Raw genomic sequence first — 19,990 nt, 5'->3', positions numbered from 1 at the left:
CCGAACCCGCGCAGTATAAGTACGGGGAAACCACACACACGACCGATTGGATGGGCTATACGCCACACGTCCTCGTCATCGGCGGCGGGGTCACGGGGATTACGACTGCCAGGGATCTCGCGATCCGCGGGCTGGATGTGACGCTCGTCGAGCGTGGCACGCTCGCATCGGGCGCTACTGGCTGGACAGAGACGCTGCTCGAAAGCGGCGCGAGGCACGCAGCCACGGATCCGGAACTCGCCCGTCGGTGTCTCCGCGAAGGGCAGGTCTTGCGCGAGATTGCGGGGCACTGCATCGACGACTCGGGTGGATTGCTCGTCGACCACGGCGACCAGTCGGCGCAGTACGACCGCACCATAGAGGCGTGCCGCGAATTAGACATCTCGGTCAGAGAACTCGGAGCGGACGAGATTCGCGCGGTCGAACCGTCGCTCTCGCCCGAGATCGACCGGGCAGCCCGGATTCCGGATGCGACGGTCGATCCGTTTCGGCTCGCACTCGATACGGCAAGCGACGCAGCAGCGCACGGGGCCACGATCAGAACGCACACCGAGGTGACCGACGTACTCGTCGAGGACGGGTCGGTCGTCGGTGTGCGGGTCGACGGCACTCGGCAGGCGGTGACCGACGGCGGTGCTGTCAGCCCCGCCGCCGCGCCGGGCCGAAGTTTCGGTGCGCCGGATACCAGCAAACAGCGGCCGGGCGAGAGTGGATCACAGCGCTCCGGTGATGGCAATCGGGCGGGACAGTCCGAGCGGGGCGATACGCTCGACCACACATCGATCGAGAACACCGTCGCGAGCAACGAGGAGGAGATCCGTGCGGATTACGTCGTCAACGCGGCCGGGGCGCACGCGGGAGAGATTGCGTCGATGGCCGGATTCGACCTGCCACTCGAATTCACCCGATCGGCCGTCGTCCTCTCTGCGTCTGCGTCGACCGAAACGATTGTCCGACAGATTCAGGAATCCGGCGAACAGCACGTCGTTCCGGCCGGTTCGATGAGCGTGCTGGGAACCGCGACCGAGACGGTCGAGAATCCGGACGACGAGACGGGTCTGAGTGAGGCCGTCGACGGCATCCTCGCGGGTCTCTCCGAGACTGTTCCGGGTATCGAGACCACTCGACTCCCTCGCACCGAGTGGAGTGTCCGAACCGACCTCGAAACCGCAGACATCTCCGGGGGTGTACACATCGACCACACGAAGTATCACGACACGTGGGGGATGGTCACCGTCGTCGGCGCGCGACTCACAACACACCGCCATCTCGCGGAACGCGTGACCGACCACATCTGCGGCGAGTTCGGCATCCAGCGCGAGTGTCAGACGGACGAACTCTCCTTGCGGAACTGGGGTGGGACACAGAATGCATTCGGGCGACTCACCGACGACACCGACCAGTTCGAGCGCGGACAACCGGACCCACAGGGGGCTGTGATCTGCCCGTGTCTGGGCGTCACGAAAGATGCAGTCCACGAGGCAATCGACGACGCCGGGCCGTCCGCGGATCTGAACGACGTTCGGATCCGAACAGGGGCAGGGTCAGGCGTCTGTCAGGGCGGTCGCTGTGCGCATCGGATGGCGACACAGCTCCATCCCGGCAAGGATCGCTACGCGGTCGAGTCAGCCCTCAACTCTCTGCTGAACGAGCGGTGGCGGGGCCAGCGATACACGCTCTGGGGGGACCAGCTTACGAGTGCGATGGAGACCTACTTACTGCACACGGAGACGACCGACAGGATGGCACCGGACGCGTCTTCGCTGGACCTGAGCAGGTTCAGCGACGGATCGGAGACGACCGACGAACGACCGACACAGTGCCTCCGGGAGCCGCCATGAACGACCTCGTCGTCGTCGGTGGTGGTCTCGGCGGATACGTCGCGGCGCTTTCTGCCGCCCGCGAGCGACCGGACAGCGCGGTGACCGTGCTTACTCGGGGGGACGAATTTGCCCATCTCACGGGAACGATCGACGTACTCGGCTACATGGCAGACGAGCGGTGGCCGGTAGTGACACCCGAGCGCAGGATGGGTGAACTCCCCGAGAATCACCCCTATATCCGCCTCGGTGAGGGGTGTGTGACCGAGGCGCTCTCGCTGTTCGACGACGTGACTGGCGATCACTACGCCGGAGGCGAGACGAACGCACTGCTGATGACTCCGACCGGGCGCATCACACCGACCAGTCGCTATCCCGCCGGAATGGCTGGCGGCCTCGTGAGCGACACCCGCGAGACCCTTCTCGTCGGATTTCAGGAACTGAGCGCCTTCGACGCGTACTATCTGGCCGATACGTTCGACGACCAGCTTCCATACGCTGTCACAGGAGAGTCGATATCGCTCGATATCGCCCTGTCGGAACCGCTCTCGGAGTCGTTTGCCAGCGCGCTCGACGGTGACGACTCGGATCGAGTTCGACCGGAGGATGACCAGCCGGCGACGCGCAAACCGCCCGAGCGTACGTTCGACTCGCCGCTCGAAGAACTCGTCGAGACGCTCCGAGAGAAACTCGATGTCGAACAACGACTCGGTCTCCCGGCCGTCCTCGGGCTCGATGACCATCGCCGCATCCGCGAAACTATCGAGGAGCAACTCTCGGTCGACGTCTTCGAGATCCCGATCGGCCACCCGCATCTCGGCGGGATGCGCCTCGAACGGCTGCTCGCAGATCGACTGGCTGCCCACGATGTCTCAATCGAGTCTGTCAGCATCGACGGCTTCGAACACCGCGGCGACAGGATACAGCGAATCGAGTGCGAGCAGGATGGCGAATCCGTCACGTACAGCGGCCACGAGTTCGTGCTCGCAACAGGTGGCCTGGAAACGGGCGGACTGGTGAGCGACCAGACCGGTGTCTTCGAGCCAGTCTTCGACTGCCACGTCCCGCATCCGGATGACCGAACCGAGTGGTCCGTTCGCGCTCCGCTCGACGACCAGCCCTTCGCAAGCTTCGGCGTCCTCGTCGACGACCAGCTCAGGCCGTTGACCGAGCGCGACACGCCGGAGTTTGCCAACCTCCAGGCGGTCGGCCCGCTTCTCGGCGGGACGAACTTTGCAACACAGAAATCCCGGAGTGGCGTGGCCGTCGTCACCGGCTACGTTGCCGGGCGAACGGCGATACAGGATGAGTGAACGAGTAGGCGTTCACCTCTACCGCTGTCAGGTCGGGTACCAGGCGAGGCCGTGGTCCGCCTCGATGTCGACGCGGACTGGCTGGCCGTGTTCGAAGGTTTCGACGTGGTTGTGCAGGCACCGAACAGCGGTTCCGTCGGTGAGTTCGACGGTGTAGACGAACGTCGGTCCGTTGTACTGCCGGTCGACGATGTGGCCGTCTGCGGCGTCCTCGTGTTCGAGGTGGGCCGTGAGGTCGTCGGGTCGGAGGAGTACGTCGATGCGCGCGCCGTCGTAGGCCTCGATGGGGCCGTTAAGCTGGTCGGTGTGCAGCGTGCCGAGCTGTGTTTCGACGACGTCACCGCGAACGCGACCGGGGACGAAACTCGCCCGGCCGAGAAAGCTGGCGACAAAGCGTGACTTGGGGTTCTCGAACACCAGTTCGGGCTTGCCGACCTGTTCGATCTCCCCGTCGTTCATGATGGCAACGCGGTCCGAAATCGAGAGCGCCTCCTCCTGATCGTGTGTCACGGAGACAGCGGTGACACCAGTTGCCTTGAGGATCTCCCGCACTTCCTGTCGCATCTCGACACGGAGGCGAACGTCGAGATTCGAGAACGGTTCGTCGAGGAGGAGGACGTCCGGTTCTGGGGCGAGCGAGCGCGCCAGCGCGACCCGCTGTTGTTGTCCGCCGGACAGTTGCGCGGGCATCTTCTCGCGGTGGTCGGTCAACCCGACCAGTTCGAGCAACTCGTCGACGCGCGCCTCCCGGTCGTCGGCGTCCCAGTCGTCGATTCCGAATGCGATGTTCTCCGCAACCGAGAGGTGCGGAAAGAGCGCGAAGTTCTGAAACACCAGCCCCACATCGCGGTCTTCCGGGGAGACACAGCCCGTCTCCGAAGCGACCGTCTCGCCGTCGATCGTGAGCGTCCCGCGAGTTGGCTGTTCCAGCCCAGCGATCATTCGGAGCGTGGTCGTCTTCCCACACCCCGACGGCCCGAGCAGCGTCAGCAGTTCCCCGTCACGAACGGAGAGCGTCAGGTCCTTGACGGCCGTTTCCGCACCGTATTCCTGCGTGAGTCCATCCAGCTCGAGCACGTCGGTCGACGCGTCTGCTGGTCCTTCACTGAACTGCGCCGAATCCGTCTCCGCTGTGAGTGTCTGTTGTGACATCGTGGCCTCTACCTCACTGAATTGGGACTCCCGTTCTGATGACGCCGGTCTGTGAGTCGACAGAACGCAGTTGTCCGCACCCGGACGAAACAACTCATTATACGTATATATTTTAGGCACGCCAAAAGTATCTGTCGCTTCCTCTTCGGCAGTGGGAATTGTCACACCACGTTGCTGGTCAGATGGCTGACCGAAACGACCACAACCGCGGCGTTCGAGATAGCGCGTATGGACGTCGCTATCATTGGCGCGGCGATGACGGACTTCGGCGAGCGGGAGGGCTGGATTCTGGAGTTGCTTTCGGAGGCTGGGCGAGCGTGTCTCGACGATGCTGGCGTCGCGGGCGACGCCGTCGACCATCTCGTCGTCTCGAACATGGCGAGCGGTGAGTTCGAGGGACAGACCGGGACGATGAACGCGCTCGCGTCCGATCTGGGTGTGCTCCCGGCGTACGCCGAGCGCGTCGACCAGACGTCTGCCTCCGGCGGGGCCGGGCTTCAGACGGCCGTTCGGGCCGTTGCGTCCGGAACCAGCGAGATGGCACTGCTGGTCGGCGGCGAGAAGATGACCCACCGGAAGACAGCGGAGTCGGCCGACATCGTCGCCTCCGTCACTCACCCCTTCGAGTACGCACACGGCGTCACGCTCCCCTCGTTTGCCGGACTCGTCGCTCGCCTGTATCTCTCCGAGACGGCGGCCACGTGTGAGTCACTCGCGGCTGTCGCGGTGAAAAATCATCGGCACGCCTGCTCGAACCCGCACGCACAGTTTCACAAGCCCATCACTCGGTCGGACGTGCTGGAGAGTCCACTGGTCGCGGACCCGCTCCGACTGTACGATTACTGTCCGGTCACCGACGGGAGCGCGGCGCTTCTGTGCTGTCCGGTCAGCACGGCACGGGAGTACACTGACGAGTTCGTTCGCGTCACTGGTATCGGCGGTGCGACGGACACCCATCTCGTCCAGCATCGCCCCAATCCGATGCAGTTACGGGCCGTCGAGGAGAGCGGTCAGACGGCGCTCTCGATGGCAGATTGTCGTCCCGCGGATATCGACGTCGCGGAACTGCACGACATGGCGACCGTTCTCGAACCACTCCAGCTGGAGGCGCTCGGGTTCGCCGAGCAGGGCGACGGCTGGAAACACGCAATCGGGGAGGCAATTCCGTCAGGTCCGCTCTCGGTCAACACCTCCGGCGGGCTGAAGGCACGGGGACACCCGCTCGGTGCCACCGGCGTCGCACAGGCGGTGGAGGTGTACCGACAACTGCTCGGGGAGGCAGGTGACAGACAGGTCGAGGCAGACCGGGGACTGACCTGCAATATCGGCGGGTTCGGGAACTGTGTCACGACAGCCGTCTTCGAGGGGGGAGCATGAGCGAGCGACTGCTGGCGGGACGGTGCGACGCGGGACACGCGACCGTCCCGCCGATGTCGTCGTGTCCACACTGCGGGCGTACACAGGACGAGACGATCGATCTGACGGATAGCCACGGGACGGTACTCTCCTGGACGGAGAGTGCTGTGACGCCGACTGGCGTCCGGGAGCCAAACGGACTCGCGCTCGTGGAATTTTCTGCCGGGGACACACAGGTGCGTGTTCTCGGGCAGACGACGGGTTCGGTCGCGGTCGGTGACACGGTGCGGCCGGTGTACGTCGACCGTCTCCGGGACCCGGAACGAAGTCTCCGTGACGCGGCGAGTCAGGAGTGGGACGGCCACCGATTCGAGCGCGTGCGGTCGGACTAACTCTCGTCCGGGTCGGGGGCGTTTTCGTCCCCCGTGTCCGAGTCAGACCCGTCTGCATCGTCGAGGTCGTCTTTGATCGCCTGCAGTTCTGCGTCGACGTCGATGTCGACGGGGTCGCTCTGGGTGTCGAGTTCCCGCTGGACCTCCGCGCGCAACTCCTGTGCGCGTTCGAGCAACTCCGTCGTGCGCTCGTTTTCCGACCGACCGTCGACTGCCGACTGCAGTTGTGTGAGCGCATCGTCGAGTCGAGCGAGCGTCGCGCTCCCGGCCTGTTCTGCGCGCTCGCGTGCTTCGGAGAGTGTACCGTCGGTCTGTGGACTGCGGCCATCAGCCATGCGAAGCGTCCGCTGGAGCAGTTCGAGCGCGCGAATGTTCGTGCGCAACACGAGAATTATCCCTGGGATCGCGATCTCCGAAGTGAATCGGGTGAGTTCGCCTGGAGTGGGCGGCCGCAATCGTCGGTCGGGCTCGACTTCCGCCTGCAACTCTCGCAACGTCTGTGTCAACTCCGCGAGCAACTCCGCCGTGTCCGGATCCCTGCGCTCGCTCATACTGGACGTAGATCACCGACACACTAAAACGATGCCCGCTGTTACGCTATCGCGTCTCTCTGCGCCCTGACCGGTCGCATCGAACTACCCAATTCTCAGAATTTTAGGCACACCAAAATCCTTATAGCCCCCCGACGACCTACCCTGTACCATGTCAGTGCTTGATGGTGAAGACGGCCCGGAGGTCCCGGAGTGTCGGGTGACTGCTCATCGGAGTTCACCGGATCGCATCGTGTTCACGGAGGCGGACAACACCGACGGCTGGATCGCGACCGACTACACGGAACCGCTCGAACCCTGACGCGGTTGTCTCGGCTACTGTTCCGCGCGCCCAGTTCCGGGATCAGTTGAACAGCGTCCGTATCTTCTCAGTGGTAAACTCGGCGTAGATGTCTCCCTCACACTCGGCGAGGTCGGCCCCTCCGTCTTTCAGTTCGGCAAACTCCGCTTCGAGGCTGGCGTAAGCGGCGCTCGATTCGAGTTCTTCGAGTGTCATCTTCGACTCGAGTGTTGCCATCTTCGAAGCGACTGCGACGAGTTCCCGTATCTGTTCGTCACAGGACATCCGAACCAGCATCCGCTCGACGGCATCGCGGATCTGGTCGTGAGACACCGGCTTGACCAGATAATCGTCAAATGGGAGGTCGAGAATGTCCCTGTCGGGTTCGACTGCCGTGACCATGACGACCCGACACTCGAGCCCCTGCTCGCGAACCCGGTCGAGTACGTCGTCGCCCGACAGTCCGGGCATTTTCCGGTCGAGCAACACGACGGCCACGTCTTCATCGATCCAGTCTACCGCTTCCGCTCCCGAATATGCAGTCCGAACCGTGTACGTCTCGCTGAGCGACTCGGCGTACGCATCGGCCGTCTCCCTGTCGTCGTCGACGACTAATACGGTCGGTTGTTGGACGGCAGTATCCGGATCACCCATAGTTCTATTTACACGTCTCGGTGCATAAGGTTTGTGTGAACGCCTTTGACTCCGCTCTGTGAGACCGTGGACGAACGTATTTGACCATGGCACTCGAACCACGATCTGATGGGTGAGTTATCGACGCTGTTCGCCCCCGAACAGGTCGCCGTCGTTGGTGCATCAGACGACGACGGGTCAGTTGGAAAGGCAGTGACCGAAAACCTTCTCGCGGAGTTCGAGGGAGAGGTGTTCGCAGTCAACCCCAACCGGGACTCGGTGCTCGGTCTCGACTGTTTTGCCTCTCTTGCGGACGTTCCAGTTGTCGACGTTGCGGTTGTCGTGGTCCCGCCGTCTATCGCGACGGATGTCGTTCGGAGCGCTGGCGAGGCGGGCATCAAGAACGTCGTCGTCATCACGGCCGGATTCAGCGAAGCGGGAACCGAAGGTGCCACACGCGAGCGCGAACTCGTCGAACTCGCAGAGACCTACGACCTCAATCTCGTCGGCCCGAACTGTCTCGGCGTGATGGGGACTACAGTCGGTCTGAACGCCACGTTCTCGCCCACGTCGGCACGCCCCGGGTCGATCTCTTTCATGAGTCAGTCGGGCGCGTTCGTGACGGCCGTCCTCGACTGGGCCAGCGACCGTCACGCAGGGTTTCAGAACGTCGTCTCGCTGGGCAACAAGGCGGTGCTCGACGAGTCCGACTTCATCAACTACTGGGGGGCAGACCCCGAAACTGACGTCATTCTAGGGTATCTAGAGGATATCAGCGACGGACGGGCCTTCATCGAGGCGACCCGGGAGGTGACACAGGACACACCGGTAGTCGTCGTCAAGTCGGGCCGAACTGAGGCAGGTGCGTCCGCCGCAGCGTCACACACCGGGGCGATGGCTGGCAGCGAACGTGCCTACGAGGCGGGTCTCGACCAGGCCGGAGCGATCCGCGTCGATCGGGCCGAGCAACTGTTCGACTACGCCGCCGCCCTCTCCGGCCAACCACTGCCGGACAGCGACACGATCGCCATCGTCACGAACGCTGGCGGGCCGGGCGTGATGTCGACAGACGCAGTCGGCGGTTCGAATCTCGAACTCGCGAACTTCACCGACGAGACGCTGACCGCACTCTCCGAGTCGCTCCCAGAGGGTGCGAACATCTACAACCCGGTCGACATCATCGGTGACGCCCGCGCAGACCGCTTCGAGTCGACGCTCGATACCGTGCTTGCTGACGACAACGTTGGGATGGCGCTCGTGCTCGCGTGTCCGACAGCGCCGCTCTCCTTCCAGGCGCTTGCCGACGCCGTCGTGACGAAACAGCGCGAGTCGGGGACGCCGGTCGTCACTGCGCTGATGGGCGGGTCGTCGACGAACGCGGCCGCGGACACGCTCTCCGAGGCGGGCATCCCGACATACTTCGACCCGGCGCGGGCCGTCGACAGCCTCGACGCGCTGGCGGAGTACAGACACATTCGCGAGCGCGAGTACGTCGAACCGACGACGTTTCCGGTCGACCGCGAGCAGGCGCGCGCGTATCTCGAACGCGCAGCAGAACGCGGGACGCGTCAGATCGGCGTCGAAGGGATGGAACTGCTCGACGCCTACGGCATCCCGACGCCGGACGGCGCGGTCGTGAATTCCCCGGACGAGGCAATCGAGACCGCACGACGACTCGGGGAGCGCGTCGTGATGAAAATCGTCAGCCCGGACATCTCCCACAAGTCCGACATCGGCGGCGTCGAGGTTGGCGTCGCCCAGTCGGACGTACGCGACACCTACGAGGACCTGCTCGTCCGGGCGGAAAACTACCAGCCCGATGCGACGGTCGTCGGCGTTCAGGTACAGGAGATGGTCGACACCGACACGGGGACGGAAACCATCGTCGGCATGACCCGCGACCCGCAGTTCGGCCCGCTCGTGATGTTCGGGCTCGGGGGTATCTTCGTCGAGGTGATGGAGGATACCTCCTTCCGGGTCGCGCCCGTCTCAGAGCGCGACACCCGGTCGATGCTCGACGAGATCACGTCAGCGCCGCTCTTGCACGGTGCCCGGGGACGAGAGCCAGCGGACGTCGAGGCGATTGCGGAAGTCATTCAGCGTGTCTCACAGCTCGTGACGGACTTCCCCGCGATCACGGAACTGGACATCAACCCGGTCGTCGCGACCCCCGACGGCGTCGCGGCACTGGACCTGCGACTCACACTCGATACGGAGAAGCTATGACCACGATACTAGTCAGTTCGACCAGAGAGAGCACAGGCAAGACGGCAATCGCGCTCGCGCTCGCCTCGATCGCAGACGAGGCCGGACACGACGTCGGCTACATGAAGCCGAAGGGGACTCGCATCGAAAGCACGGTCGGCAAGACGCGGGACAAGGACCCTGACCTCGCTCGGGAGGTACTCGGTCTCGATGCCGACATGGCCCAACTCGAACCGATCATCTACTCCCGAATGTTCGCACAGGAGGCAATCCGCGGGCGCGAGAATCCGGCGGAACTCCGCGAGCGCGTCGCCGAGCAGTACGAGACGCTTGCGGCCGACTGCGACGTGATGATCCTGGAAGGGAGCAACCGCCCCCAGACCGGTGAGATCATCGACCTGACCGACCCCGACATCGCGGACCTGCTCGACGCCGAGGCGGTACTGGTGAGCGAGTACACCGATCCCCGTGATCTCGACGAGGTCATCGCGGGCGCGGAGGCGTTCGGGGATCGGCTGTCGGGCGTGCTGTTCAACGCCGTCGAGGGGAACAATATCGAGGAGCTCAGCGAGGAGGCGTTCCCGTTTCTCGACGGCCGGTCGATCCGGACGCTCGGAGCGATCCCACGCGACGAACGGCTGGCCGGTGTCACCGTCGAGGAACTCGCGCAGTCGCTTGGCGCTGACCTGCTGACCCCTGACGTGCCCCTCGATGGGCGCATCGAACGACTTCTCGTCGGGGCGATGGGCCAGAGCGCCGCGCTCGAACACTTCCGACGCACCCGCAACTGTGCGGTCATCACCGGCGGCGACCGGTCGGACATCCAGACGACAGCGCTCGAATCGTCGGGTGTCAACTGCCTCATCCTGACCGGCGGCTACCGCCCCTCGAAGGCTATCCTCGGCACGGCCTCGAAACGCTCCGTCCCGGTACTGTCTGTCAAATCAAACACTCGCGTGACGATCGACCGAGTCGAGGACGAACTCCGTGCTGGCCGCACGCAGGGCGTCACGGCCGTCGAACACATGGCCGAACTGCTCGAAGAAAGCTTCGAAATCGACGACGTCCTCGGATTGGAGTGATCACGACAGTACGCCTCAAATATCTTTCAGTTGTCAGACACACTTATTTCTCCTGAGAGATTAGTGTGGATGGAGCCATCTGGCTCCGTAGTGTCACACGCGGGGGCAAAACGCCCCTTTCTCCAGCGACAACAGGCGACGAGCGCCGCGGCAATCGGCACACCGGGCATCCGACGGAATCGATCTTCAACCGGAGACTGAATCGATCCCCAACGGTATATATTGGGACGGTGCTATCTCGTACTCACTGAATGAGCGAGCAGTCACTCTCTGCCATCGTCGAGAAGGGGCGCGCGCAGGCGGCCATCGGGTCCCTTCGTTCCGAGGGCGTCTACGACGCCGACCGGAGCGTCTACGAGTGTGGCGACGAAACCGTCGCGATTCCAGTCACGGTCGCGCCCGAGGAGACCGACGTACTCGAACTCGTCCGTGAGGAAGGACCAGTGCGACTCCGGACGCTCGAAGACCACCTCCGTGACCGCGGCTGGACCGCGGCGGAACTCGACCGCGCGCCGGGGTCGTGGGCGGTACTCGGAAGCGTCGTTCTCGTCGACATCGGCGACGCGCCGCGACCCGAGGAAGTCGGCGACGCCTTGCTCGCGATGCACGGCCAGACCGACACCGTCCTCGCACGTGAGGGGATCGCGGGCGAACACCGGGAGCCGTCGGTTCGCGTCATCGCCGGTGAGGGCGATACCGAGACAGTCCACCGGGAACACGGAACAACCTACGCGATGGATCTCTCGACGGTGATGTTCTCACCCGGAAACAAGGCAGAACGCGCCCGGATGGGCGAGGTGGTGTCTGATGGCGAGCGCGTCCTCGATATGTTCGCCGGAATCGGGTACTTCGCGCTCCCGATGGCCCGGTCGGGGGCGACGGTGACTGCCGTCGAGCGAAACCCGCCCACCTTCCAGTATCTCGTCGAGAACGTCGTCCGAAACGACGTCACGGACCGCGTCGAGACCTATCGCGCTGACTGCCGCGACGTGATCGCAAGCGGACTCGACCAGTCTGACTCCTTCGCCTTCGACCGGGTGGTGATGGGCTACTACGAGGCACACCGATATCTGGAGAGCGCACTCGCCGCGCTCGCTCCGGGCGGCACTGTTCACATGCACGAGGCGACACCCGAAGGGCTTGTCCCCGACCGACCGGTGGGGCGGCTACGGGAGGCGGTCGAAGCGGCCGGTCGACGGATAGCGACACATTCGACCATCGACGTCAAGGGATACAGCGAGGGCGTCCGTCACGTCGTCGTCGATGCACAGGTCGAGTGAGCGACGCTGTACACTCGATTACCCACTTCTCTGGAGCGAAACACATAATTCCAGCCGGGTCGAACCGGTTGTATGGACAGCGAACAGTTGATCGCGCTCTTTTTCGTCATCCTGATGGTGGGATCGGTGGTCGCCTACGGCGCCGTCTCGCTCATCTGAGGTCCCGAGCGCCACCGACGGGCCACATCCGCGATCATCGACGCTCTGCGAGTTCGTCCCGGAGGTCCTCGAGCGTCATGTCTTTCATCGACAGCAAGACGAGCAGGTGATAGACGATGTCGGCCGCCTCGTGTGCGAGTTCGTCTTCCCGGTTGTCCTTGGCGGCCAACACGAGTTCAGTCGTCTCCTCGCCGAGCTTTTCCAGCACCGCGTTCTCGCCTTTTTCGTGTGTGAACAGCGACGCAGTGTAGGAACCCTCCGGCAGCGTCTCCTTCCGGTCTTCGATGACAGCGAACAGTTCGTCGAGGATCTCGTCGGGCGTTCCGTCCGATGCTGACGATTCGACCATACCCGAGTGTCGATTGCGACCGCCTTCAGGCCGTCGAAACACCCACTGGGACCGTCGAGCACGTCATCCCGGCGATGCCGTCGAGCAGATCACTCAGTTGGGGCCGTCGAACGGTCGACTGCGATATCGTCGAAGAAGGCCAGATCGTGGATTCGCGAGTCAGCGGTCAGTTCCGGGTGGAACGCGGTTCCGACGATCGGTCCCTGTCGAACCGCGACTGGACGGTCCTCCCACGTCGCGAGCACCTCGACGCCGTCACCGACGTCGTCGATGAGCGGTGCGCGGATGAACACGGCCGGAAACGGATCGTCGAGACCGGTCACCGACAGCGGGGCTTCGAAGCTATCTCGCTGGCGGCCGAAGGCGTTTCGCTCGACGGAGATATCGAGCAGGTCGAGCGTCGTCACCCGCTCGTCGTTCGCGTCCCTGCTGACCAGAATGAGTCCGGCACAGGTCGCAAGCAACGGCTTGTCGGCCTCGACGTGGGCGCGAATCTCCTCGTCGATCCCCTCGCGCTCGACGAGTCGCGAGATGGTCGTCGACTCGCCACCCGGGATCAGGAGGAGATCACAGTCCGGAACGATTCCCGACTGCCGTATCTCCCGAACGGTCACCTCATCGCCGTGAGCGCGTGCGGCCGCTCGTATCGCGTCACCGTGTTCGGTCACGTCACCCTGCACGGCGATGACGCCCGCAGTCAAACTCATACGCTGACTAGTCGCTGCCCGCGAAAAAACCTCTCGCTTGCCGTTACACACCGTACCATCGCAAACGACCGTCCGCTCTGGAACTACGCGTAGCCCTCGACCAGCGACTCGACGTACTTCGCGACGACATCGACTTCCAGATGAACGGGGTCACCGACTGCCTTCTCCGAGAGCGTCGTTATCTCGTAGCTTTCGGGGATGATCGCAACTGCAAAGGAATCAGCGTGGAGGTTGGACACGGTGAGGCTGATCCCGTCGACTGCGATGGAGCCCTTCTCGACGACGTAGGGGGCGAGCGCGTCGGGAAGCCCGAAGGTGAACTGCCAGTCCTCGCCGACCTGCTCGATGGCTTCTACCGTCGCCGTTCCGTCGACGTGTCCCTGAACGAAGTGCCCGTCGAAGCGCCCGTCTGCGGGGAGGGCACGTTCGAGGTTCACAACGTCACCCGCTTCGAGTTCCCCCAGATAGGTCCGTTCGACCGTCTCCTCGGAGAGAAACGCATCGAAGTGCCCGTCACCGAATGCTTCGACGGTCAGACAGGCACCGCTGACGGCAATCGACTGGCCCACGGATAGCCCCTCGAAACGGGTCTCGATCCGGAGTCGAACGCCATCCTCGGCCTCGGTGACAGCCCGCACCGCACCCGTCTCCTCGACAATTCCGGTGAACATACCGGGCGGTTACGGGCGTGTGCGCAAAGCGGTTTGGATATCTCGACACACGCAACTGTGCGATTGGATATCTCGCGACACTACTGTGTGACTCGTCTCTCTCGACCCACGTTACTGTGCGACCGGCGGGTCCTCGACGTCGTCGAGCAGGTCCTCGATAGGGCCTTCTGTTGGTTCGTTTTGCAAGAGCACGTCGATGGGGAGCGTCGGCGCGCCGTCGACCAGGTTTTCGAGGATGACGAGTCGCTCGCGGGCGCGCGACATCCCGACGTAGAACACCCGGCGCTCGTTGTCGGTCAGTGTCGGCACGGGACTCGTGTGTTTGGTGAACTCGCCGTCGCCGGGCACGTCCTCGTCGTTCTGTTCGACAGTTGCGGCCATCTGCTCGACCACCTTCTCGGTCAGATCCGTGGCGACGAAGACGTGGTCGGCTTCACGACCCTTCGCTGAGTGGATGGTCCCGAGACGCACCCGGTCGCGTTGCATTCCCTCGTACGTTCCCGCGAAGTACGCAGCGACGCTTTGCTCCTGGAAGTTCGTCACCTTTCGGAGCATGTCGGCCGCGGCGGGCGGGTCGGGCGCGAACGGGACGTACTCGCGAATCAGGTCGGGTTCGATAGCCAGGTTCGCGATGTCCTCAACGTCGCTTTCCTCCTCGCGTTCGTCCAGCGCGTCGAAGAAGTCGTCGCGTTCGCCGGTTCCGAACGCGGAGTCTGCGAGCATGTCCGCGAGGCGGCGTGCCTGCAGGCCGGTGAGCGGTTCGTCCTCAGCGAGTGCCTCGATGCCGTCGACGTACTGGCAGAGCCGGTCAGTCCACATCCGCTGGTCGGTCAGACACTTGAACGGGATCCCCTCGCCGATGAACTCGTCGATGAACTGGAACATCTGATAGCGCGCGCGGAACAGCACCATCACCGTCTCGTCAGTCTCGTCGACGGTTCGCGTCACCTCTCGGGAGAGATCAAGCATCGACCGGTTGCTGATTGCTTCCACGCCGCCGCCTTCCTTGCGCGGTTCAAGATCTTTCTCCTTGCGCTTCTCGATGTGTCTGACCTCCTGATTGACGACGTTGAGAATCTGGGAGGGGAGTCGGTAGGAGTTGGGCAAGATAACGTCCTCGTCGACCGGTTCTTCGAGCAGGAGATCCGGGTCGGCCCCCTGCCACGCGTAGACGACCTGGTCGTCGTCACCGGCGATGAGCACGCGCTTCATGTGGGGTCGCCACTCGGTGTAGACGTCGTACTGCAGCGTCGTGATGTCCTGAAACTCGTCGATGACGAGATAGTCGACGCTCGGCAACAGCGAGCGCTGCTTGACGCGTTCGAGCATGTCAGCGAAGCCGGTCAACCCGTTTTCGCCCTTGTAGTTGCGCCACGCCCGGATCGCTTCGGGGATGTCGAGCCGGTCGTCGTCGCTCGGCCACGTCGGCGTGTACTTGTTGCCCGTCTGTGCGTTGTCGTCTATCTCCGGCGGGAGGCGAACCTCCTCTTCGTCCCACTGGAAGGGGACGTCGTACCAGTCGGCCACGTCTCGGCGGGTGCGCTGGAGCCACTGGCTCGTCGCGATCACCTTGTTTCCGAGCGTCGTCGACCGTGCGGACCGACGGCGCGACCCCTCGTACTCGTCTTCGTATTCGATGCCGTACTCCTCACAGAAGTCCTCCTTGTCTGACTCACCGACGACGTCCCCGCGAGAGAGGTTTAGCAGGTCGTAGGCCTTCGCGTGCATCGTGCAGACGTTTCCCCGAAGTGCCCGCGGCGTCGTGTCGAGTCGCTCCGCGAGTCGCTCGCGGATTTCGGCGGCCGCGGCACGGGTGTACGAGACGACGAGGACGTCCCGCACCTCGACGTCGTCGTTTTCCTCGAGTAGCTCCTCAACCCGATCCAGCAGTGCCGTTGTCTTCCCGCTCCCCGGTCCCCCGAACAGACGTGTCACCTGCGTAGCTTCAGTCATTGGGCACCTAGAAGCCCTCCGGCCTGATAAACAACGCGAATTTCAACGGCGCGAGTCCGCCGTACCGCCTATCGGTACAGCGAGAGATACAGCATACTGAACCCGATGATGAACGGGATCGTCTCGACCATCTGGAAGAAGGTGATGATGCTCGGGTCGGCGTCGGCTCCGAGTTGTGTGATAACGCTACTCACGGCAACCCCCATGCTGATGAACGCAAACCCGAGAAACGCGTACTGGAGCCGCGTCGTTCGCTGTTTCTGATACGCCTGAAAGCTGATCAGCGTCAGGCCAAGCGCCAGCCCAAAGACGATAAACCGCAAGACCAACAGTACCCCCCGTACGAGTGGCTCGGCTTCGACCATCCTTCCGTCGGTGCATACACGAACCGCTATAATAAACGTGGCTACTGATACGAACCGCGACTCATTCGCTGTGGAGTTCGTCCCAGAGTTTGCTGAACCGGTCCGGGAGGTTCTCTTCGCGGTAGATCCGGACTCGGTACTCGTCGTCTTCGAGTGAGATAACCGTACTCTCGAAGTTGGATTCGTAGACCTTGTAGTGGTTCCCGTCGTCCGCGACGAGGGTCCGATCGCTGACCAGGTCGTGTTCTTCGAGCAATTCGATGCGACGATACACCGTTGGGAGTGACAGGTCACACTCCTCAGCGAGCTCCTTCGCCGATTTCGGCTCTCGACTGATCGCGGCCAGCACGCGGCGCGCGTGCTGGTCGCCGATGGTGTCGAGAACTTCCTCGATGCTTCGGTCGTCCACACCGGGGATTTGCGGCCGGACACAAAAGCACTTTCGAGGTATCTTCGATGATTTTGCCTGATCGTCTGTGGCTGTGCCGTCGCCTGTCCGCGAACGCACAACCTTTATTCGCCAATCTCGAACGCGTAGGCATGACCGACGTCGACATGGACAGCTACAGGGAGCACAACGATATCCCGCCGGGCGAGCCAGCACCCCGCGCTCCGGACGAACAGCCGGACGGGGTCAACGAGGACTTCCGCGTCTGGATGTTCGACGCCGAGCAGTCGACGACTGTGCCGGACACCTACGTCGTCGACCAGCACCCGGAACCGCTCGATTTTCGGATGTGGGTCTTTGCCGGTGACGGCGATCAGGCGCGGTTCGTGATGCGAGCGTCACACAAGTACGCCCCCGACGAACAACCGCCCGAGGGCAACGAGGACTGCTGTGAAGTCCTCGTCGAGGGCGAGTCGCTCACGGCCGAACACTGTCCGGAGGCAGTCGAACAACTCGTCTCAGATCTGACTGCCGCCGAGGTTCACCTGCCCGAGTCGACCGACCGCGGCGGTCCCGTCAGATACTGACCGACGGCGCTCTGTCAGTACGTCACTCTCTCGGCGCGAGACCACGCTCGACAACACGAACGAAAACGGGAAGATCAGCGGTTATACTGGCGTCCAGCCACAGACCCCACACTCTGTGGATCCTGTCTCGTGCAATCCGCCACACTCGGGACACTGTAGCTTGTTATAGTTCTCGTCCCAGCCGACGCTCTCGGTTTCGTGTCCACGCTGGGAGAGAAACTCATCGAACATGTCGTCCGTACCCGATGCGGAAGCCATACATGGTATGCTATGCCACACCACCATATATACTTAGTGGTACTGACGGTTGTTGTCGGTTCCCATGATATACGTGGGCGGGCCGCACGCTATCGGGGAGAAAAAGAGGGATTTATAACGGTGAAGGCCACACGACAAAATGCTCGCAGAGCACGCTCGGTTGGTGTAGTCCGGCCAATCATTTTGGCCTTTCGAGCCGAAGACCAGGGTTCAAATCCCTGACCGAGCACTCCAACGAACGAGTTTTTGCGAGTGAGCGAAGCGCGCAGTGGCTGGATTTGAACCACGCCGGACGCGCACCGAAGTGAGCACGTCTGGCACCGGGTTCAAATCCCTGACCGAGCATTCTTTTGATACTGTCGGCTGTACCATCTCGAAAATAATTCGCCACCCCGGGTGGCGAATATTTTTACGCACTTACAGCCGACAGTATGAGACACGACCTGTGAGACTGTCGTGTGCAGTAGTCGGGAGCCGCGAGTATCGGCGAGGGAACTCACAGTCCCCAGAGAAGCACGATACCGACGGTCGTGACGCCAGCGAGCAGGAACTGCAGGGGTGCGCCGACCCGCACAAAGTCGGTGAACTCGTAGCCGCCGGGGCCGTAGACCATCAGGTTCGTCTGGTATCCCACGGGCGTCATGAACGACGTCGCGGAGGCGAACATCACGGCGAGCAGAAACGAAAACGGCTCTGCGCCGAGTTCCATCGCCGCGTCGACGGCGACCGGGATCATCAACACGATAGTCGCAACTGGCGTGATGACGTTGGCAAGCAGGCCCGTCACGATAGCAAACAGCAGTAACACCGCGACGAGGGGCAGATACTCGTCGGTCGCCACCAGCACGTCGGCAATCACCTCCGACCCGCCAGTCGCTTCGAGGGCGATCCCCAGCGGAATCACGCCCGCGAGCAGGAAGACGATGTTCCAGGAGACGGAATCGTACGCGTCCGCGGTCGACAGACAACCAGTGACGATCATCAGAAAGACACCGCCCAGCGCGGCGATCACGATCGGGAGCACGTCGAGTGCTGCCACCCCGACGACGCCAGCCATGATCGCAATCGCGACCGGCGTTTTCGAAGACAGCGGGGCGGTTTCCTCGAGCTCCGCTTCGAGCAAGCGAGTGTACGTGCTTTCCTCGACGACCAGCAGTGCCCCCGTATCGGTAAAGTACTGCACTGATTCGGGCACCGTCTGGACGAGCAGCAGATCGCCTGTCTGCAGCCGTATCTCATCGAGACCGGTTCGAATCAGGGTCCCCTCGCGCCGGATCGCAAGCACCGTCGTTTGGTGAAACTCTTCGAGCCGTGTCTCTGCGAGTGTTTCGCCGACAAACCGCGACGCCTCGGGAACGACCGCCTTTGCGAGGATATCTGCGCCCGGCGTCTCGGCGAACGTCTCTTCTGTGATGTCCGCTCTGGTGAGATGTCGCAACCCCTGGTTCTCGCGGAAGGCGTTGACCGCCTGCAGGCTGCCGTGAACAGTCAGAATGTCACCCGCCTGAATGCGCTGGTCCGTCTCGCTGGCGAGAAAGACCGCATCCGCGCGTCGGAGCCGGAGGATGCGAACCTGTGACTCCATCTGTGCTTCGAGTTCGTCGACCGAGAGTCCGACCACCGCCGAGTTGCGCCTGACACGCAGTTGCGTGAGATGGTCCTCCAGATCGAACTCCGTGACGAGATCCGCATCGGCCGGGATCCGTGCTGGCGTCAGCCACCGTCCGACAGTCATGAGATACGCGATGCCCACGATAAGAATGACGACGCCCAGCGCCGTGAACTCGAACATCCCGATCGGACCGCGAGTGAGCAACTCCGCGGCGAACTCGCTCGCGAGCAGGTTCGTCGCCGTGCCGATGAGCGTCAGCGTACCGCCGAGGATGGCCGCATACGAAAGCGGCAACAGGAGTTTCGAGGGGGAGACGCCGCTTTTCTCGGCCAGATCGGTGATCATCGGGATGAAAACGGCGACGACCGGCGTGTTGTTGACGAACCCGGCGATGGGGCCGGTCGTGAGCACTGTCGCAGCCAGTGCGCGCGTCTCGCTGCCGCGGGTGAATCTGGCGAGTGATAGTCCGAGTCGCTGGACGAGACCGGTCTGCTGGATCCCGGCGCTCAACATGTACATCGCGACGATGGTGATCGTCGCGGTGTTCGCGAACCCGGAGATTGCCTGCCGCGACCCGACGCCGGTCATCGGTTCGAGCGCCGCCAGCGAGACGATGATACCGATCGCAGTCACGTCGTTCGGGATGAGTTCCGTAACGAACAGGACCAGCGCAACGCCGATCAGCGCGAAGACGACGACTGCACCATCGGAGAGCCCCGCGACCATGTTGGCGGATCAAACGACGGTACGTGGGATATAGATGTGGTATTGTCACAGAGTGATCACGCGGTCGTTCGGATCTGCGCTGTCTGGTGGAGAGAGCGTTCGGTGACCGTATCGAGACATGGAAAGCGCTTTAGCCAGCGTCGGGCAAACC

20 protein-coding genes and 1 tRNA gene are annotated in these 19,990 nt (G+C 63.1%); 10 read left to right on the top strand and 11 right to left on the bottom strand.

The features are described 5' to 3' along the window. Nucleotides 1–50 precede the first annotated feature (50 nt). Both ACMGFL_RS07050 and glpB read left to right on the top strand, forming a co-directional pair. Nucleotides 51–1,841 (top strand): FAD-dependent oxidoreductase, encoded by a 1,791-nt coding sequence (locus ACMGFL_RS07050; RefSeq protein WP_436934828.1) that lies wholly within the window; start codon nucleotides 51–53, stop codon nucleotides 1,839–1,841. Beyond that, a complete protein-coding gene (gene glpB / locus ACMGFL_RS07045) occupies nucleotides 1,838–3,133 on the top strand; it encodes a glycerol-3-phosphate dehydrogenase subunit GlpB (protein WP_436934827.1) in 1,296 nt (431 codons plus the stop codon). Before ACMGFL_RS07050 ends, glpB begins: the two co-directional genes overlap by 4 nt. Nucleotides 3,134–3,160: 27 nt before the next feature. Here glpB and ACMGFL_RS07040 read toward each other — a convergent pair whose 3' ends face one another. Then, nucleotides 3,161–4,285, bottom strand: a complete 1,125-nt coding sequence (locus tag ACMGFL_RS07040; RefSeq protein ID WP_436934826.1) for an ABC transporter ATP-binding protein — start codon at nucleotides 4,283–4,285, stop codon at nucleotides 3,161–3,163. Between the two features lie 228 nt (nucleotides 4,286–4,513). Between ACMGFL_RS07040 and ACMGFL_RS07035 the strand changes: the two genes are divergently transcribed. Together ACMGFL_RS07035 and ACMGFL_RS07030 are read left to right on the top strand one after the other, a co-directional pair. Beyond that, nucleotides 4,514–5,662 (top strand): thiolase family protein, encoded by a 1,149-nt coding sequence (locus ACMGFL_RS07035; RefSeq protein WP_436934825.1) that lies wholly within the window; start codon nucleotides 4,514–4,516, stop codon nucleotides 5,660–5,662. Continuing rightward, nucleotides 5,659–6,033, top strand: a complete 375-nt coding sequence (locus ACMGFL_RS07030; protein WP_436934824.1) for a Zn-ribbon domain-containing OB-fold protein — start codon at nucleotides 5,659–5,661, stop codon at nucleotides 6,031–6,033. Before ACMGFL_RS07035 ends, ACMGFL_RS07030 begins: the two co-directional genes overlap by 4 nt. Here the strand turns inward: ACMGFL_RS07030 and ACMGFL_RS07025 are convergent. Next, nucleotides 6,030–6,584, bottom strand: coding sequence for a DUF7547 family protein (locus ACMGFL_RS07025; RefSeq protein ID WP_436934823.1), 555 nt, complete (start codon nucleotides 6,582–6,584; stop codon nucleotides 6,030–6,032). The genes ACMGFL_RS07030 and ACMGFL_RS07025 overlap by 4 nt on opposite strands. A gap of 151 nt (nucleotides 6,585–6,735) precedes the next feature. Here ACMGFL_RS07025 and ACMGFL_RS07020 point away from each other — a divergent pair, with 151 nt between their 5' ends. Beyond that, nucleotides 6,736–6,885 (top strand): hypothetical protein, encoded by a 150-nt coding sequence (locus ACMGFL_RS07020; RefSeq protein WP_436934822.1) that lies wholly within the window; start codon nucleotides 6,736–6,738, stop codon nucleotides 6,883–6,885. A gap of 42 nt (nucleotides 6,886–6,927) precedes the next feature. Here ACMGFL_RS07020 and ACMGFL_RS07015 read toward each other — a convergent pair whose 3' ends face one another. Next, complete coding sequence (locus ACMGFL_RS07015) at nucleotides 6,928–7,518, bottom strand: response regulator transcription factor (protein ID WP_436934821.1); 591 nt, start codon at nucleotides 7,516–7,518, stop codon at nucleotides 6,928–6,930. Between the two features lie 108 nt (nucleotides 7,519–7,626). On the opposite strand from ACMGFL_RS07015, the gene ACMGFL_RS07010 reads away from it, so the two are divergent. From ACMGFL_RS07010 to ACMGFL_RS07000, 3 genes are all read left to right on the top strand, one after another. After that, a complete protein-coding gene (locus ACMGFL_RS07010) occupies nucleotides 7,627–9,723 on the top strand; it encodes an acetate--CoA ligase family protein (protein WP_436934820.1) in 2,097 nt (698 codons plus the stop codon). Beyond that, the gene (locus ACMGFL_RS07005; RefSeq protein WP_436934819.1) at nucleotides 9,720–10,784 is read left to right on the top strand and encodes a phosphotransacetylase family protein; all 1,065 of its coding nucleotides are present in this window, start codon (nucleotides 9,720–9,722) and stop codon (nucleotides 10,782–10,784) included. Before ACMGFL_RS07010 ends, ACMGFL_RS07005 begins: the two co-directional genes overlap by 4 nt. Before the next feature lie 251 nt (nucleotides 10,785–11,035). Continuing rightward, nucleotides 11,036–12,064: a class I SAM-dependent methyltransferase gene (locus ACMGFL_RS07000; RefSeq protein WP_436934818.1), complete on the top strand. Its 1,029-nt coding sequence runs from the start codon at nucleotides 11,036–11,038 to the stop codon at nucleotides 12,062–12,064. A 193-nt stretch (nucleotides 12,065–12,257) separates the two neighbouring features. Here the strand turns inward: ACMGFL_RS07000 and hisE are convergent, their stop codons facing one another. The 6 genes from hisE to ACMGFL_RS06970 all read right to left on the bottom strand — a co-directional run bounded on the left by hisE (nucleotide 12,258) and on the right by ACMGFL_RS06970 (nucleotide 16,677). Continuing rightward, nucleotides 12,258–12,572, bottom strand: coding sequence for a phosphoribosyl-ATP diphosphatase (gene hisE, locus ACMGFL_RS06995; protein WP_436934817.1), 315 nt, complete (start codon nucleotides 12,570–12,572; stop codon nucleotides 12,258–12,260). An 89-nt stretch (nucleotides 12,573–12,661) separates the two neighbouring features. Next, entirely contained in the window at nucleotides 12,662–13,279 is a 618-nt protein-coding gene (gene pdxT / locus ACMGFL_RS06990) for a pyridoxal 5'-phosphate synthase glutaminase subunit PdxT (protein ID WP_436934816.1), read from the bottom strand. Nucleotides 13,280–13,362: 83 nt separating this feature from the next. After that, nucleotides 13,363–13,950, bottom strand: coding sequence for a riboflavin synthase (locus ACMGFL_RS06985; RefSeq protein ID WP_436934815.1), 588 nt, complete (start codon nucleotides 13,948–13,950; stop codon nucleotides 13,363–13,365). A gap of 111 nt (nucleotides 13,951–14,061) precedes the next feature. After that, the gene (locus ACMGFL_RS06980; protein ID WP_436934814.1) at nucleotides 14,062–15,903 is read right to left on the bottom strand and encodes a UvrD-helicase domain-containing protein; all 1,842 of its coding nucleotides are present in this window, start codon (nucleotides 15,901–15,903) and stop codon (nucleotides 14,062–14,064) included. Between the two features lie 68 nt (nucleotides 15,904–15,971). Continuing rightward, the gene (locus tag ACMGFL_RS06975) at nucleotides 15,972–16,268 is read right to left on the bottom strand and encodes a DUF7521 family protein (RefSeq protein WP_436934813.1); all 297 of its coding nucleotides are present in this window, start codon (nucleotides 16,266–16,268) and stop codon (nucleotides 15,972–15,974) included. A 61-nt stretch (nucleotides 16,269–16,329) separates the two neighbouring features. Further along, nucleotides 16,330–16,677 (bottom strand): ArsR/SmtB family transcription factor, encoded by a 348-nt coding sequence (locus ACMGFL_RS06970; protein WP_436934812.1) that lies wholly within the window; start codon nucleotides 16,675–16,677, stop codon nucleotides 16,330–16,332. A gap of 131 nt (nucleotides 16,678–16,808) precedes the next feature. Between ACMGFL_RS06970 and ACMGFL_RS06965 the strand changes: the two genes are divergently transcribed. After that, nucleotides 16,809–17,243 carry a hypothetical protein gene (locus ACMGFL_RS06965; RefSeq protein ID WP_436934811.1) on the top strand — a complete coding sequence of 145 codons (435 nt, stop codon included), beginning with the start codon at nucleotides 16,809–16,811 and terminating at the stop codon, nucleotides 17,241–17,243. Between the two features lie 81 nt (nucleotides 17,244–17,324). Here the strand turns inward: ACMGFL_RS06965 and ACMGFL_RS06960 are convergent, their stop codons facing one another. Continuing rightward, nucleotides 17,325–17,501 carry an HVO_0416 family zinc finger protein gene (locus tag ACMGFL_RS06960; RefSeq protein ID WP_436934810.1) on the bottom strand — a complete coding sequence of 59 codons (177 nt, stop codon included), beginning with the start codon at nucleotides 17,499–17,501 and terminating at the stop codon, nucleotides 17,325–17,327. Nucleotides 17,502–17,655: 154 nt separating this feature from the next. Between ACMGFL_RS06960 and ACMGFL_RS06955 the strand changes: the two genes are divergently transcribed. Beyond that, a tRNA-Glu gene (locus ACMGFL_RS06955) sits at nucleotides 17,656–17,730 on the top strand. A 267-nt stretch (nucleotides 17,731–17,997) separates the two neighbouring features. On the opposite strand, the gene ACMGFL_RS06950 is transcribed toward ACMGFL_RS06955, so the two are convergent. Beyond that, nucleotides 17,998–19,839 (bottom strand): SLC13 family permease, encoded by a 1,842-nt coding sequence (locus tag ACMGFL_RS06950; protein ID WP_436934809.1) that lies wholly within the window; start codon nucleotides 19,837–19,839, stop codon nucleotides 17,998–18,000. Nucleotides 19,840–19,990 lie beyond the last annotated feature (151 nt).

This window comes from Halovenus marina (genome assembly GCF_051414115.1).
Classification (GTDB): domain Archaea; phylum Halobacteriota; class Halobacteria; order Halobacteriales; family Haloarculaceae; genus Halovenus; species Halovenus marina.
Note: the sequence above shows the minus strand (reverse complement) of the source record. Positions and strands in the feature narration are given on the sequence as shown.